This window comes from Rahnella victoriana (genome assembly GCF_004330295.1).
Taxonomy (GTDB): domain Bacteria; phylum Pseudomonadota; class Gammaproteobacteria; order Enterobacterales; family Enterobacteriaceae; genus Rahnella; species Rahnella victoriana.
Genome location: NZ_SJOJ01000032.1, coordinates 20925 through 37279 on the forward strand (window position 1 = coordinate 20925; position 16355 = coordinate 37279).

At 52.5% G+C, this 16355-nt stretch carries 15 protein-coding genes; 1 reads left to right on the top strand and 14 read right to left on the bottom strand.

Annotated elements, in window-relative coordinates:
- Positions 1-21 precede the first annotated feature (21 nt).
- Genes EYY67_RS21420 through EYY67_RS21430 form a run of 3 tightly spaced genes read right to left on the bottom strand, consistent with a single transcriptional unit; the run spans position 22 to position 4479 of the window.
- Positions 22-2451 (bottom strand): ABC transporter permease, encoded by a 2430-nt coding sequence (locus EYY67_RS21420; protein WP_095925393.1) that lies wholly within the window; start codon positions 2449-2451, stop codon positions 22-24.
- Position 2452: 1 nt separating this feature from the next.
- Positions 2453-3169 carry an ABC transporter ATP-binding protein gene (locus tag EYY67_RS21425; RefSeq protein ID WP_037033254.1) on the bottom strand — a complete coding sequence of 239 codons (717 nt, stop codon included), beginning with the start codon at positions 3167-3169 and terminating at the stop codon, positions 2453-2455.
- 59 nt (positions 3170-3228) lie between these two features.
- On the bottom strand, positions 3229-4479 hold the full coding sequence (locus EYY67_RS21430) for an efflux RND transporter periplasmic adaptor subunit (RefSeq protein WP_119825781.1): 1251 nt from the start codon (positions 4477-4479) through the stop codon (positions 3229-3231).
- Positions 4480-4910: 431 nt separating this feature from the next.
- Here EYY67_RS21430 and EYY67_RS21435 point away from each other — a divergent pair, with 431 nt between their 5' ends.
- The gene (locus tag EYY67_RS21435; protein ID WP_095925395.1) at positions 4911-5456 is read left to right on the top strand and encodes a helix-turn-helix transcriptional regulator; all 546 of its coding nucleotides are present in this window, start codon (positions 4911-4913) and stop codon (positions 5454-5456) included.
- Between the two features lie 3 nt (positions 5457-5459).
- Here EYY67_RS21435 and EYY67_RS21440 read toward each other — a convergent pair whose 3' ends face one another.
- From EYY67_RS21440 to EYY67_RS21490, 11 genes are all read right to left on the bottom strand, one after another.
- The gene (locus tag EYY67_RS21440) at positions 5460-6515 is read right to left on the bottom strand and encodes an alpha/beta fold hydrolase (RefSeq protein ID WP_119825777.1); all 1056 of its coding nucleotides are present in this window, start codon (positions 6513-6515) and stop codon (positions 5460-5462) included.
- Positions 6505-7857 (bottom strand): MATE family efflux transporter, encoded by a 1353-nt coding sequence (locus tag EYY67_RS21445; RefSeq protein ID WP_095925397.1) that lies wholly within the window; start codon positions 7855-7857, stop codon positions 6505-6507. Before EYY67_RS21445 ends, EYY67_RS21440 begins: the two co-directional genes overlap by 11 nt.
- Positions 7854-8495 (bottom strand): acyl-CoA dehydrogenase family protein, encoded by a 642-nt coding sequence (locus tag EYY67_RS21450; RefSeq protein ID WP_095925398.1) that lies wholly within the window; start codon positions 8493-8495, stop codon positions 7854-7856. Before EYY67_RS21450 ends, EYY67_RS21445 begins: the two co-directional genes overlap by 4 nt.
- Positions 8488-8748, bottom strand: coding sequence for an acyl carrier protein (locus EYY67_RS21455; RefSeq protein WP_095925399.1), 261 nt, complete (start codon positions 8746-8748; stop codon positions 8488-8490). Before EYY67_RS21455 ends, EYY67_RS21450 begins: the two co-directional genes overlap by 8 nt.
- The gene (locus EYY67_RS21460) at positions 8723-9676 is read right to left on the bottom strand and encodes a beta-ketoacyl-[acyl-carrier-protein] synthase family protein (protein ID WP_165497989.1); all 954 of its coding nucleotides are present in this window, start codon (positions 9674-9676) and stop codon (positions 8723-8725) included. The genes EYY67_RS21455 and EYY67_RS21460 overlap by 26 nt, the downstream gene beginning before the upstream one ends.
- A gap of 181 nt (positions 9677-9857) precedes the next feature.
- Positions 9858-11657 carry an ABC transporter ATP-binding protein gene (locus tag EYY67_RS21465; RefSeq protein WP_131694347.1) on the bottom strand — a complete coding sequence of 600 codons (1800 nt, stop codon included), beginning with the start codon at positions 11655-11657 and terminating at the stop codon, positions 9858-9860.
- A 2-nt stretch (positions 11658-11659) separates the two neighbouring features.
- Complete coding sequence (locus EYY67_RS21470) at positions 11660-12577, bottom strand: ABC transporter permease (RefSeq protein WP_131694348.1); 918 nt, start codon at positions 12575-12577, stop codon at positions 11660-11662.
- Complete coding sequence (locus EYY67_RS21475; RefSeq protein WP_131694349.1) at positions 12577-13551, bottom strand: ABC transporter permease; 975 nt, start codon at positions 13549-13551, stop codon at positions 12577-12579. The genes EYY67_RS21470 and EYY67_RS21475 overlap by 1 nt, the downstream gene beginning before the upstream one ends.
- Entirely contained in the window at positions 13548-14498 is a 951-nt protein-coding gene (locus EYY67_RS21480; protein WP_095925403.1) for a nucleoside hydrolase, read from the bottom strand. Before EYY67_RS21480 ends, EYY67_RS21475 begins: the two co-directional genes overlap by 4 nt.
- Before the next feature lie 4 nt (positions 14499-14502).
- Positions 14503-15453: a nucleoside hydrolase gene (locus EYY67_RS21485; protein WP_131694350.1), complete on the bottom strand. Its 951-nt coding sequence runs from the start codon at positions 15451-15453 to the stop codon at positions 14503-14505.
- Positions 15450-16334 carry a dihydrodipicolinate synthase family protein gene (locus tag EYY67_RS21490; protein ID WP_119825760.1) on the bottom strand — a complete coding sequence of 295 codons (885 nt, stop codon included), beginning with the start codon at positions 16332-16334 and terminating at the stop codon, positions 15450-15452. Before EYY67_RS21490 ends, EYY67_RS21485 begins: the two co-directional genes overlap by 4 nt.
- Positions 16335-16355: the final 21 nt, after the last annotated feature.

Below are 16355 nucleotides of genomic sequence, written 5' to 3' on the forward strand. Positions count from 1 at the left end.
CCCGTCAGGCGCGGCGTCAAATTATTCGTAGCGAATGGCATCCGCAGGCGACATACGAATGGCGCGTCGGGAAGGCAACCACACCGCTAACGCCACAATCAAAGAGATCATAATGGCTACGCCCCAGAAGAGCAGTGCAAAGGATGTATGCCCGTTGCCCAATATACGCGTCAGCTTGGGTGCGACAAAGAAGGCCAGAGGCAGCCCGATAATCAGGCCAATGCCTAATTGCTTACTGCCCTGCAGCATCAGCATCCGCAACAGAACCCCTTCCGTGGCCCCCATGGCCATACGCACACCGATCTCCTGAATACGTTGATTTATCACATTGCGCATCACCGCATAAATACCGGTAGCGGCCAGTATTACCGCGACCACGCCAAACAGCATAAAGAGGTTAGCGATGAAATGCAGCCCGGCGGTATTTCTGGCCAGACGCTGATTTAGCGTTTGCACCTGATTGACCGACAGCGTGCTGTCAATCTGACGTACCGCATTGATCAGCGCAGGGCCTAACGTATCAGGATTCTGAGCGCCGAGCACCAGCGTTAATGAAGCCGCCGGTATTTGCGTCAGCGAGCGATAAACCGTGACCCGCTGACGAAACGCGCTGAAAGGCCGGCCATGAATAACGTTAGGCACCACACCGATAACCGTGAACCAGCGCTGATCATCCGAATCACGAAAACGCAGACGCTTACCGATCACATCCCGCTCACCGGGCCAGAACTGCTCCGCAAACGACTGGCTGACCACCACAACGGGTTGCGAGTCCTGCGTGTCACTGCTGGCAAACTCCCTTCCGGCTACCGGCGTGATGCCCATTCCCACCAGGCTTCCCGGCATCACTTGTACATCATTGACGAGAGGATAAGACCAGCGGTCTTTGCTGTTGTTACCCGACGAATCGATATCCACCTGACGGGGAACGGTAAATTGTCCGACGGCACTGGTAGTGATGGCCGTTTTTTCAACGCCAGGTATCCCGCTGAGGGACGACTGCAGTCGCTGGTAGAACAGGATCCGGCTCGCATCATCAGGATACTGGTTGGCATTGAGATTAATCTGACCGGTTAGATAGCCCTGCGTCACCACCCCGTAATCGGCCCGGGTTGCCTGGTAGACCAGCAGCGCCAGCAACGCACTGATACACAAAATGGAACAGGATAATCCGACTTCAAACGTCACCAGAATACGGGAAACCTTGCCCGCTCCGCGGCTTTGTGCGCCACGCGTTCCGTCCCGCAGCACATCGTTGAAATTGCCGTGGGTGATTTTCCAGGCAGGCAACGCACTGGTGACGACAGCGGTCATGATGACCAGCACTAAGGCATTGAGGATCATGACGTTATCCAGTGACAAGTGCCACCAGAACGGAATTTTGTTCGGCACGAAAGTCGGGAGTAATGTATTGGTGATCTCCAGTCCCCACGCCGCAAGCAGAACGGCGATGACGCCCGAGAAGGTGCAGATAAATAAGCTTTCCCACATCATTTGCATGACCAGACGACCGGAAGGTGACCCCAGGGCGACACGGATAGCGATTTCTTTTGAACGCTCTGTGGTTCTGGCCAGTAACAAGTTGCCGACATTGCAACACGCCAGCACAAGAACAAAAGCGACGGCAAAAAGCATGACGATGAATATCGGCATGGTCTCTTCACCCATGAAATTTTCCTGGAATGTCAGTACCTGAGCCGATAGCCCTTTATTGCTTTCAGGATACTCAGAGGCCAGCGACTGCATCACCTGAGCGAGATCGCGGTCAGCGTCAGCGAGCGGAACACCGGGTTTCAGGCGGGCATAAACCGACACTTCCGGCGCGCCTTTGCGCACCAGATACTGTGAGGGATCCAGCTTAGAAGGCAGCCAGAGATCATGAAAGAAGGGAAAGGCAAAATTGGCGGGCATGATCCCCACAATGCGTGTATGTATGCCATTAACCAGTACATCCCGGCCAATAAGCTGTTCATCGGCAGCAAAGTAGTTTTGCCACATACCATAGCTGATGACAGCAACAGGCGTCGCGCCAGGCTGGACATCTTCACTGTTCAGCACCCTGCCACGATAGGGCTGGACGCCAGCATAAGAAAACATCTCCGGCGTATTACGGATAGCCATATAGGAAACCGCTTTCGTACCGTCACTGATATCGGCACGTTCCGCATAAAAATAACCAACATCATTGAGCGTGGTGTTGCGCGCCTTGATGTCCTTGTAGTCCAGGAAGTTGACCCCGGAATCACTCAGACTGACGCCATTAACTGTCGGGTTAACTAACACCATGTTTTTCCCGTCCGGGTAAGGAAGTGGCGTAAACATGATGGTATTAATCACTGAAAACATATAAAGCGTCAGTGCCAGACCACAGGACATGATCAGCACCGTGATGAAGGTAAATGACGGACTTTTGAGTAGCAGGCGTAAGGCATATCGGATATCAAAAAGCATTTTATGCTTCCTTTATCAGGGTCAGTTCCCGTGCCACATGTCCGTCTCCGACGACCTGTCCGTCAGAGAGCACAATGCTGCGTTGCGCCCGTTCGGCTGAACGCGGGTCATGGGTTACGATGCAGATAGTGGCCCCTTCCTGATGCAGCTTATCGAGTATATTCAGCACCGCCTCGGCATTGTGGGAGTCCAGGTTACCCGTCGGTTCATCCGCCAGAATAATGGAAGGATTGCCCACGATAGCCCGCGCGACGGCCACACGCTGCTGCTGTCCGCCGGAAAGCTGTGAAGGATAATGCCGTCCACGGTGGGACATATTGACCTTGTCTAAAGCCTCCGCCACCCTCTGCTGTCGTTCAGTCTTAGAGATATCCTTGCGGTAAGTGAGTGGCAGGGAGACATTTTCCTCAATGGTTAAATCGCTGATGAGATTAAATGACTGGAAGATGAAGCCGATATCGCGATTTCTTACCAGAGCACGCTGCTTTTTAGAAATATTCTCTACATTATGCCCGGCCAGCTGATAAGTACCGGTAGAGGCCACATCCAGCAGCCCCAGAATCGACAACAGCGTTGATTTTCCACAGCCTGACGGCCCGGAAATCGCCACATATTCCCCTTTGGAAATGCTCAGCGTGATCTTGCTCAGGGCGTGTGTCTCAATTTCATCCGTCAAAAATATCTTATTCACATCAGTGAGTTCTACCAGTGATTCCATTATTTTTTATCTCCATCGCTTTATACAGTTTGCAGGCGTCTTTTGCAGGTGAGCCGGCATCATTTAGTAATCTCAATCTGATCTGCCCCTTGCCAGGCGCTGCCGTCACTGAGAATAATTTTATCTCCCGCACGCAACCCGCTGGTCACCTGAATATAATCCGCAGATCCTTGCCCAAAGTTGACCTTCATTTTAGTGGCTGAACGTTCCTTGTCATCGAGCCGGTAAAGCATCGAAGGTAAATTATTCTGTGCGAACGGTGGGCGCTCAACGTACAGGGAATCATTAATTTTTGTCACTGCGATTAAACCATCCACGCTCAGATCAGGACGGGCTTCTTGCGGCAGCGGCTGAGTAAATGTCACATCCACTTTAACGGTGCCATTGGTCACCGCAGGGTCAACACGTGATAACACGCCGGCAAACTGGCTGCGCCCGGTGTTAATGGTCACCTGTTGCCCGACGGCAAGATCGCGGGACTGTAATTCTGGCACTTTGAGTTCAGCATAAAGTTCCTTCTCTTTCGCCAGACGGGCAATACTGGTTCCGGTGGTGACCCGCTGCCCGACCTGGACTTTCACATCCTGCAAAATTCCCTCGATGGGTGAGGTCACATTCAGCGAATCGACTTCCTGCTGGCTCAGCAGCACCAGCGATTCCAGTTTGTTAAGACGCATCGCACTGGCTTTGATATCAGCATCAATACTCAGCTTGAGCGTTTTTAATCGTTTTTCCTCAAGCACAACCTGCTGACGATATTGTTCAGTATTAATACGGGTTGTTTCGTATTCCAGCATCGGCACTGCCGCTATATATTTCTTTTGCGCAGCAAGCCGCATTGTAGAGCTGAGTAGCCGGCTTTTTGCATCCAGAACCAGCGCTTCCTGACTCAGAATTTTATTTTGTAATTCTGCATTCGTCGCATCAGTTTCAGCGCGGCGGGCATCCAGCTCGAGCCGGTTTTCCTGTAATTTCTGTTCCAGCGTAGGGTTACTCATTCTCACCAATAACTGCCCCTTACTCACCTTCATCCCGGGTTTGTAGATAACCTCTTCCACACGGGCATCAACATTGGCGGCAACCCAATTGATATCACGCGGTAACAGTACTCCGTTGCCCCTCACTTCTACCGAGAAATTTCCATATTGCACCTGTCCGACGGCGATACTCCCGCGGGAAATCTGATAAGGCGAAAACCGGTAATTATAGATTGCCGCCAGCGTGGCTAAAAAAAGTGCTCCCGCAACCAAAAATTTGCGGTATCGCTTCAGTATGAATTTATTCCCGGGTTGCGGGATTGAAATGTCCATAATAATACCTTTTCTGATAACTCCTTACTGATGAGCACAAATCGTGCCAATCTTTTAAATCTCATTAACATGCTGATTTTTATTGTTTTTTCAGGAAACCACAAAAAAGACCTTTTCCCATCATTATTTTCTATCTCATTAATGGAACGAAAAATGGGACGGCGTGGCCTGATTGTCTGTTTTTCCCTGTGTCGTCCCACTCATATCAGGTATTCCCAATAGTGGGATATTAGATCAGTTCAATTTATTAACGCGTGTCGAAAATGGGATTTTACGGTTCCCATAACAGGGATGAATAATAATATCCATTTTAAACAACAAGTTGAAACAAATAAAAACATGGCATAGTAATTGCTTTAATCCTTACGGGTACGGTATTCCACTTTTCAAAAAAATGTTCATCACTCATTAATTACGCAGAAGGGGTGTGTATGTGGGAACGCAAACTATCGAACGCTGAAAAAACGCTTTTTACACAAAAAATAACCGAGGATCTGGATAATCGTCATTTGACTGTCTATGGGAAACACGCTCATACAGAAAAAGCCTTATGCATTGTTAAGATTATTAATTATATGCTGGAGAATATTTCTGACGAGATCACACTGGAAGATCTGGAAAAAATATGTGGTAAAACCCGTTTTGATATTTGCCGTATATTCAAACATTTCTATGATGTCACTCCCATAAAGTGGATGTGGAAAGTCAGGCTGGCGCTGGCCAGAGAATTTATCCATTTAGCCCCTGAGTGGTCATTAACGGATATCAGTTATGCGTGCGGATTTTCGTCATTGCCGCATTTTTCCCGAAGTTTCAGTAAGACTTATAGCGAGTCTCCGCTCAAATTTAAGCAGAATGTCATCAGGACAATGCGTCCGGAAATTAAAAAAGAGTCGTCAGATTATGATTTCATTTTCGGGGTTCAAAGAAACAACTTTTCAAGAAGCATGTTAATCAGTAACCTGCATTGCTTATAATTATCAAAAAGATTTCTTATGCCACTTTTTATTATTCACTGCACGCAATATCAGTTTAGGCTCACGGAAAGATGAAAAGTCTTCATGCAAGGTATTTCTCAGGAAATCTGAAATATAATTAAATACAGCTGGGTCACGTAATGCGCCGTTGTGGCCCTTTCCTTCTGTAACGATTAATTCACTTTTTTTCAAAGAATGGCTCAGTATTACCGCTTCATCCAATTCAATACTGAGATCGTTTTTATCATGTAATATCATGACCGGTTGTGTTATTGACCCGATAAGCTCCGGTCCAATAACATCAGGATGAACACCATAGCGGTGCTGGTAAAGTTTTTTCATTGATCCGGCAATACGCTTTGGCAATTTATTATTGCTGACATATCTGTCCATCATTTTTCCGTAGCTGCACGGACTGCCGATTAAAATCATCCGTTTAAAAAGCAGCCCTTGCAGGGCGGCCATGCAGCCAATTAAGCCGCCGGTCGAATGACCAATAATCACCGAAAAATGGCCATAGTGGTTTTCCATTTCCATGACGGCCCGAGACAAATCATAGAAAGACACTTTTTTTCCGGGAGAAATACCATGTGCGGGAAGGTCAGGCGCAAAAACAGCATAGCCTTTTTCCTGCAACCGCTGCGCCATCTGCCGTAACATAATACTCCGGCCATCCCACCCGTGAAGGAGCAAGACTTTTTCGGCCTGCGGATCCGCCTGAGGATAAATGAAGACCTTAACAAAAGATTTACGCCAAAAAATCTCCTGCTGCACGCAGCGGCTGAGCAGCATGATTTCCCCCTGCTTATAGGGTAAAGGCCGGGTCTTTTCGAAAAGACGTAATGCGTATAATGCTGAAAGATAGGAAGACATGACATGCAGGGAATATAAATCGACTAAACTGATGAGTTTGCATGCCCTCGTATAATGTGTTGCGGGTCTTATTTTCGCTTTCATCAGTAACGTCGGACGCAATCGCATAATGACCAAAATCCGCAGGTAATTTTGGTGCACCAGCGATAGAAATAAAAGGACGGGATAAAAGAAGCTATAAAACATTTTCACTCCCTATTTTATTGGCCAGTCGCCAGTACTCCCTGCCGAACGCAATAAAGTACACCACATTAAAGACAATAATCAGATTCATGATAGTGTGCAGTTGCGAAAATTTATCCCAGCCCACCAGTAAAGTGATAACAGTCAGTAATTCAATGATTACGGTTAATACCAGTACCCGTCGGGCCTGTTCTAATTGTTCCAGTAATGCCTGAAGCGAGGCGACGAAAGAAGTCAGGAAAAACGTCGGTAACAGAATCAGTATAATCTGGCTGCTGACGTCCTGAATCACTTTGTCACCGGACAGAATTTTTATCAGGCTGGCCTCGGTGAAATAAACACCCGATGTCAGCAGAAGATAAATAATACAAATAAAGGCCAACCCCCGGTGCAGCAACCGTTTTAATTCTTCACCGCTACTGATCGCCAGCCGCTGGTTAATTAATATCGCCAGCGCGGATCCACAAGCCACAGCGGGGATGACGATAAACATTCGGATCTTGGTCACAATCAAAAAACCGGCAACATATTGCTCACCCAGCGTGCCAATTAACGGGAATATCAGCAGGGAACTGAAAAACAGCACCACCAGCGAGGCAAAAATGGGCACGCCAACCTGAAACAGAAGTCCGCTGAGACGCGGAATAAATGCCCCTGGCCGGTCATCTTGCGCATTGCAGCCTGTACGCCATACCAGCCAAAGCGCGACAGGGATAAGCAGAGACGAAGCCAGCGCGTTTGAGACAATAATCGAATTAAAACCTAATCCGTAAACCTGATAGCCGATGTAGCAGATCAGCGCATTCAGCACGATATACGCGATGACTAACAGCATGCTTAACGCGCTCTTCCCCTGCCCGCGGAGCGCGCTGTTACACATCTCAAGCTGAATAAAGGGCAGCATGGACAGGAAATAGAGCGGTAATGCTGAGGAATAAAATGCATTCCCGGCGACAGGCAGCAGGGTCTGCAACAGAGGCGCACAAAGCGCCGTCACGCCACTTAGCAGTGCCACAATCAGGATACCCAGCGTCGCCAGCAGTGAAGTCGCCGCCAGGACCTTTTGACGCGACCACAGATTCAGTGAACGGGCACTGAAAACCTGATTAGTGATAGCCAGACATTCCAGAATCGCAAGAAATAGAAAGCTGAAAGGCTGGAGCATTGACAGCACATAAATTGAACTGGTTTCTTTACCGTGCCCCAGAATCGCGGTCTGAATGTTTTGCGAAAATGAGACGGCAATGGCCACGATGATCATCGGCCAGGCTAACTTCAGCAGGTCGGCGATATCTTTGCTCAGGCTATGACGTTGTGGCAACGTCATTTCAGGTGAAGTATTCATACTCTGAGCTCCCGACGTTCCGGCAAAGCAGCCATGGCAACGGCTGCGGTTTTCCCATACAGGCTGTAAATCATCATCGAAAGGTAAGAAAGGCTGTGCGTCGAGCCGGATAAATAGCCATGTCCGCCCATCAACTTTTCTGCCCGGTTGGTCAGCATCGTGAGCTGCCAGTGATCCGTCTCCGGATCAGCAAAGTCCTGCATCGCAATACGCATCTGCCACTGGAGCAATAACACCTCTGTTTGACTGCTCAGATCGGCGAAATCCGCCTTCACCAACTGATGTCGGGTCGTTTTTACGCCAAAGCTTTTCCTCCCGGATAAATGCTTCCAGCTCACGGCCAGGATCTGGCTCAGTAGCCCCAGGCGTGCCGCAAAAGATGCCATAAGCGGGATCGGATCGTCGGTGATGTTTTCTGTGCCTGTGTGCTGCAAAGACATGCCCAGTGACGCCAGAATACGATCAGATTCAGCATGCTGTTCCGCGCAGGTTTCACCTTCCGCAGCCAGCAACTGATACCCGCCGCAAAACACGCCGCTTGCCGTGTCGGCCCATTTCCGGCGCATCTGCCGGAAAGCTTCTGACGGCTCATAGTCCCTGAACAGAAAGTAAAGTCGGGTAAACTCTTCTTCAGACATCAGAGCTCTCCAACTGCAGGTGCTGCTCAATCCATTGAATAAGTTTTCCGACCGTGGTGAATGCATCCTGATTGATTTGATCAGGTTCAAACATGAGGCCGGGGATTTTTTCTTCCAGGGTTAATAAGAACTGAACAAATAATACTGAATCGAGGTCCAGATCTTCATTGAAATCAGTTTCCGACGTTATGTTGATTTTTGCAGACATGACATCGTTTAAAGCATCATTAACGGCTAACAGAAGTTGTGACATGATTTACCTCATTATTTTCGTTTTTTTCAATCAGGATACAGGACATCGTTATCCCCATAGCAACACAGAGTATTCTTTTTCCTTCGAAACGCTTTAATAACGACGACACGTTAAATAAAATATCAGAACAATAAGCATGCCCATAACCTGATATATGCTCAGTAAAAAGCTCACCCTTAAAGTTCAATTTACCGGCAATACGCCTGAGCATTGGCATATCTATATTACCCGGAACAATGGCATCTATATGGTCAATGGTAAGGTTAAACTTTTTCAGGACGTAAAGATAAAAGTCATAATAATCTTGTTCCAGTGATGAGAAAAGCTCCCGCCGTCGGGCAGCCGGAAACTCTCTGTGATTATTATAAAATGAAGGCAGATGCCGCACGGCAGTGTTGTTGATTTGCCACTGTGAATGTCCCGCATTGAGCAGCATGGCAGCAGGAATTTCCGCCATAACACTATTATCAAGCTTATTAATATCACTGTGGAAAGCCTTTTCACCGGTAATGAGGATCATTGGCAGCTGACTTTTTATTACCCTGCTCTTCAACAAATGAATCGCCGACAAAGCGGAGGCACAATGATTCAGACTCACGGTTAATTGTTCCCAGTGTCCTATTCCGCAACCGGTCGCTATCTCATCAAGCCAGCGGGCATCAAAGAAAGTATTATGGGTTTGTGTTTTTGCATAGACCAAATACCCCTGGCCTTTAGCGATATTTAGATTGCCCGCCATCAGCGTTGATAGGGTTTCCTGTAACATCTGTGTATGGTTACCCGAAAACATTCCTACTGTGCTCAGAGAGTAATAACGTTCAAGTACCTTTCGTGCGCCTGTTTTTAAATTATGAGATGATTCAAGCGTACTTAATGGCCTTAAAGAAATACGACCAGGCAACCAGCATAATTCATTAAGTGGCAACATATTTTCTCACAGGGAATTATTTTAGAGTTATTATAAACGCAGTCCATAATCCCAGAAAAAAAACGTTTTTTTTGCCTGCAATTGCTTAAAGGGCATGAATTCCCATTTTTGAATCCCAAAAATGGAATGTAAAAGCGATTTCAGTATAAAGTACCGCAAGAACACCCAATAAATGCCCCCGCTAAACCTGCACGAAATGCCCGTCACTGACTTCACGGTAATGGCGGGCTGGCGGCTGATAATTCGCTGCGCGCAGCGGGCTGGCGAGTTCTTCCGGCACCACGGTGCGTTTACGGTGAACATCCGGATCGGGCACCGGCACGGCAGCCAGCAGTTTGCGGGTGTAGGCGTGCTGCGGGTTTTCGAAAATATCCGCCCGCGAACCGATTTCGACGATTTCTCCCAGATACATCACCGCCACACGGTGGCTGATGCGTTCCACCACCGCCATGTCATGCGAGATAAACAGATACGCCAGCCCGAGTTGCTGTTGCAGATCGAGCATCAGATTGATCACCTGCGCTTTCACGGACACATCCAGCGCCGACACGGCTTCATCGGCGATGATCATTTTCGGTTCCAGCGCCAGTGCGCGGGCAATGCAGATGCGCTGCCGCTGGCCGCCGGAAAACTGATGCGGGAACCGTGTCGCCATATTGCTTTGCAATCCCACCTGTTCCAGCAGTTGCGCCACACGGCGTTTCGCGCTTTCCGCGTTGTGCAATCCGAGGCTGACCATCGGTTCGGCAATCGCCTGTCCGATACGCATTCTCGGGTTCAGGCTTTCGTAAGGATCCTGAAAAATCATCTGCGCCTGCGTGCGGATTTCCGCCAGCCGCGCGCTGTCTGCGCGGCGAATATCTTGCCCGCGGATCAGCACCTCGCCGGCGGTCGCTTCGGTCAGGCGCAAAATGGTGCGTCCGGTGGTGGATTTACCGCAGCCGGATTCGCCCACCAGCGACAGGGTTTCGCCCGGTTGCAGGCTGAATGACAGATCTTCCACCGCATGCACGCGGGCGGACACCCGCCGCAGCAGGCCGGATTTCACATCGAAACGGGTGATCAGGTTTTTCACCTCCAGCACCGGCTGACCGGGGCGCAGGGTGTCGACCGATTCTGCGACCGGTTGCGGTTGTCCGGTTTGCATGTCAGTCAGCGGGAAACGCTTCGGCAACGCCACGCCGTTCATGGCGCCGAGCCGTGGCACGGCTGACAACAGCGCCCGCGTGTAAGGCTGTTTTGGCAGATGGAAGATTTCCCGCGTGGTCGCCTGTTCAATCGCTTCGCCCCGGTGCATCACCAGCGTGCGGTCCGCCACTTCCGCCACCACGCCCATATCGTGCGTGATAAACAGAACGGACATCCCCTCTTCTTCCTGCAACGATTTAATCAGCGCCAGGATCTGCGCCTGAATGGTGACATCCAGCGCGGTCGTTGGCTCATCGGCAATCAGCAGGCGCGGATTACAGGCCAGCGCGATGGCGATCACCACGCGCTGACGCATACCGCCGGAAAAGCTCAGCGGATATTCATTGAGTCGCGAGGCAGCCGCCGGAATGCGGACCTTTTCCAGCAAACGCACCGCTTCGGCGCGGGCGGTGGCGTCATCCATGCCGCGATGGCGTTTCAGCACTTCGGTGATTTGTACGCCGATTTTCAGCACCGGATTCAGGCTGGTCATCGGCTCCTGAAAAATCATGCCGATGCGGTTGCCGCGAATGCTTTGCATCTGCGAACGGTTGAGGCTGAGTAGATCCTGACCGTCAAACTGAATGCGGCCGGAATAGCGGGTGTGCTTTTCATCCAGCAAACGCATGACAGACATCGCCGTGACACTTTTGCCGGAACCGGATTCACCCACCAGCGCCAGCGTCTCTTTCGGGCCAATCGAGAAGGAAAGATCCCGCACCACGTTCAGCCATTCGCCTTCCACGGAAAACGCGGTATTGAGTTTATCGACCTGTAACACCGGATTTTGCATCATCAATCCTTATTGCGCGGGTTGAGGATGTCGCGCAGGGCGTCACCGACTAAGTTAATTGCCACAATCAGCACCAGCAGCGTGATGCCGGGGAAGACGCTGATCCAGTAGTCGCCGGACATCAGGTAATCAAAGCCGTTGGCGATCAGCAGGCCGAGCGAAGGTTCGGTGACCGGCAAACCGATGCCGAGAAACGACAGCGTGGCTTCCAGCATGATGGCGTAGGCAATGCGCATGGTCGCCACCACAATCAGCGGCGGCAGGCAGTTGGGCAGAATATGACGGAACAGAATGCGCGGGTTCGACAGCGCCATGCTGCGCGCGGCGTCCACGTAGCTGCGGCGGCGTTCGAGCAGCGCCGAGCCGCGAATGGTGCGCGCGTAATACGCCCATTGCGTCACCACCAGCGCCAGAATGATTTTGTCGACGCCCTGCCCGAGCACCGCCAGCAAAATCAGCGCAATCAGGATCGGCGGGAAACTCAGCTGGATATCAACAATGCGCATGATCAGCGCATCGGTTTTGCCGCCCGCGTAGGCGCTGATAAGCCCGGCTGCCGCACCAATCGTCAGCGCGATCAGCGCGCTGGAGACGCCAACCAGCAGGCTGGTGCGGGTGCCGTACAAAATGGCGCTCAGCAAGTCGCGCCCCTGATCGTCGGTTCCGAGCCAATAGGTCATGCCGCTCATACTGGCGGTGCCCGGTGTCAGGCGGCCATCCATGATATCGAGCTGTGATAAATCGTAAGGGTTTTGCGGCGAAATCCACGGCGCGAGCACTGCCAGCACAATGGCGATGCCTAAAATGATCAGGCCGCACAGTGAGAATTTGTTACGCAGCAACGCCCGCACGGTCTGGTAAAACGCGGAGTGCGGTTTACCCTGCACGGCGGTACGCGAGTGAACGGAATCAGACGCCATCAGTGTTCGCCCCCCAGCCGCACACGCGGATCGACCAGCACATACAGCACATCCACCAGCAGGTTAATCAGGCTGAACATCACCACGGTGATCATCAGATACGCCAGGATCACCGGGCGGTCGAGCACGGCGATGGAATCAATGATCAGTTTGCCCATCCCCGGCCAGGCGTAAATGGTTTCGGTCACCACGGCGAAGGCGATCAGCGAGCCAAGTTCCAGGCCGATAACGGTAATCAGCGGGATCAGGGTATTTTTCAATACGTGAACCAGCACGATGCGGCTTTCGGATAAGCCTTTGGCGCGGGCAAAACGAATGAAATCCTGTTGCAGACATTCGAGCACACCGGCGCGGGTCAGGCGGATGATCAGCGAGATTTTAAACAGCGCCAGATTGAAAGCGGGGAGAATGAGATGCGCGAGGCCGTCGGCGGTAAACAGGCTGAGCGGGACGCCGAAAACCTCCACCGTCGCGCCGCGTCCGGACGCCGGAAGCACACCGAGTTTCACACTGAACAGCATGATCATCATCAGACCAATCCAGAACGTCGGCAGGCTGAAGCCTAAAATCGAGACGGTCATGATCGACTTCGATAACACGCCGTCAGGGCGCAGACCGGCATAGACGCCAAGCGGAATGCCAATCACCAGCGCCAGGACAAAGGCCACCAGCGCCAGTTCGAGCGTCGCGGGCATTCGCTGAAAAATCAGGTGCAGCGCGGGCTGATTGTAGATAAAGGAGCTGCCCATATCGCCGTGCAGCGCGTTGACCACAAACAGGCCGTATTGCTCCCACACCGGTTTATCGAGGCCAAAAGACTGGATCACGCTCAGGCGCTCAGCGGGCGTCGCGGAGGTACTGAGCAGCAAATCCACCGGATTGCCGACCAGATACACGCCGCCAAACACCAGCAGCGACATCACGAACAACGTCAGCAGTGTCTGTCCGCAACGTCCCAGCAGGTAACGGCTCATGCCTGCGCATCGCCATAACGGGACAGCACGCGGCGCAGCAGGCTGAAGAAGCCGTATTCATCGACGGTCTGCATGACCATCGCATTGGGCGGCGTCGCCAGTTTGTGCCAGAAATCAGCGTAGGTGTATCCGGCGGTGTTGCCGGATACCGCCACCCCGACGCGGGCGGGCTGACCGGAGAACAATCCCGGCTGCAACAGCCACGCAATGGTCGCCGCATCATGAACCGGCCCGCCTTCACGGCCAAAACGGTTGAGATCACTGCGGTCAAACGCGTTCAGTAAGGCGGCTATGGCCTTGCCCGGCAGGCCGCCGTCCTGTTTCAGTGCCTCGATATCATCCGCGCCAATCAGCGCCTGAAAGGTCAGATCCAGCGGCATGATCACCAGCGGCACGCCGCTGTTAAACACTTTTTCCGCCGCGTGCGGATCGGCATAGACGTTGAATTCTGCCCAGGGGACGCGGTGTCCGAGGGCAGTAAACGCGCAGCTCATGGTCACGATGTGTTTAATGCCGCGGGCCACGTCAGGATGCATACCCAGCGCCAGCGCGATATTGGTCATCGGGCCAATCACGCAGACCGTGACCGGATCGTTGTCTTCTGCGGCCTGTCGTAAGGTGCGCACCAGAAAATCCACCGCGTGTTCCGCCTGGGGTTGCAGATGGCTGTCCGGCACCAGTTCATCGTTAAACGCGCCGATGTGGGCGTATTTGCCGTAAACCTGTTCACGCACCAGCGGTCCCGGCGCACCGGCAAACACCGGCGTGCCGGTCTTGCCGGATAACGCGACAATTTTGCAGGCGTTTCGCACGGTATCTTTCAGCGCCACATTGCCGGCCACCACGGTGACGCCAAGGACGTCCAGTTCCGGCGAGGCCAGCGCCAGCCACAGGGCGATGGCGTCATCAACGCCGGGATCGGTATCAATAATGATGCGCTGGCTCATAAGATCATTTCCCGGCATAACGTGAAAGCAGTTCGTAAAACAGCGTGAAGACTTTAGTGGCATCCACGCGCGTGACGATATCGACATTGGGCGTCTGCCCAGACTTGCCGTACCAGTCGGCGACGGTTTGTCCCATACACAACTCGCTGTCATGTTCGACAAACACCCGCGCTTTTTCGCTGCCAAACAGTTCCGGTGCCAGCACGTAAGCCATCACCAGCGGATCGTGCAGTGGCCCGCCGCGTGAACCGTAACGGCGGACGTCGTTGCGATCCCAGAACGCCATTAGCTCGCCTAACTGCGCGGAAATCCGTCCTGAGACTTTGATGAATTTCGCCACATGTTCCGGCGTCAGGATCACCTGATGCGTGGCATCGAGCGGCAACACGGTAATGTTCAGATCTGAAGAAAACACCACATGCGCAGCGTGCGGATCGGCCAGCATGTTGAATTCGGAGGTCATGGTGCGGTTGCCCGCTTCACGGTATGCGCCGCCCATCAGCACCACGCGACCGATACCGGCGGCAATGCCCGGTTTCATGCGCAGCGCCGTCGCCAGATTGGTCAGCGGTCCGAGCACGCACAACGTCAGGGGCTGATTATTCTCTGCGGCCTGTTCGCAACTTCGGATCAGAAAGTTAACGGCGTGAAGGGATTCGGCCTGTTTTTGCGGCGCGGGAAAGGCCGTATTGCCCAGACCGTTCTCGCCGTGGAACTGGCCGTGGATCGGCGCGCGCAACAGCGGCTGGTGGCAACCGGCAAACACCGGGATATCCAGCCGGTAACCCAGCTCGGTGATTTGCAGCGCATTGCGGGTGGTATTCGCCAGCGGCTGATTACCGCATACGGTGCAGATGCCGAGGATATTCAGTTGCGGTGCGACGAACGCGCTGAGCAGCGCGATGGCATCGTCAATGCCCGGATCGCAGTCAATGATCACCGGTATGGTTTTCACAGCGCCCCCACAGATCGTAAAACGTCAGCGATTTCCTGACGCGCGGCGTCGTTGAGCGGCACCTGCGGCGGCAGCGGATCGCCAACCTCAAAGCCCTGTAATTGCAGCGCCGCCTTGATGCACCCGGCGATAGAGTATTTGGCGAAGATTTCGTTGATGCGCCACAGCGGACGCTGCAACTCCATCGCTTTCTTCCAGTCGCCTTGTTTTGCAGCTTCATACAGCGCCAGACTTTGCTTCGGCACAATACAGGCCGGACCGGCCATCCAGCCCACGCCGCCAATCAGCATCACGCAGGCCGGGATATGCGCCGATGCGGCAAACACCTGCATCCGTCCCTGCGTGCGTTCAATGATCGACAGCAACCGGCCGGTATTGGTCGAGGCATCTTTAATATAGTTAATATTTTCCACGTGGCTCAGCCGCTCGATGACCGGCAGGCTGAGATCCGAACGCTGGAACTGCGGATTGGTGTACAGCACGACCGGCAGTTTGCCTGCGGCGGTCGCGATGGCACGGAAATAATCCTCGACGCCCTGTTCGGGCACCGGGAAGTAGGCCTCAAGTATCGCCAGAATACCGTCGACACCCAGAGCGACGTAGCGAGCGGTTTGCGCCACAGCGTCCTGAATGGTGGTGGCCGCCACTCCGGCAATAACCGGAACGCGCCCCCGTGCGGCTTCGACGACAGTTCTGACCACCTCTGTGCGCTGTTCTGCACTGAGGTATGCAAATTCACCTGTACTGCCGAGTGGCGTCAGACCCTGCACGCCGCTGTTAATCAGATGTTCAACCAGTGCGGTTAGCACCGGTTTGTCTATCTGGCCGCCGGGGGTGACCGGCGAAACCAGATAGGGATACACACCGCTAAAAGAAGTCATAGCTTCTCTCTCTTTTCTTAG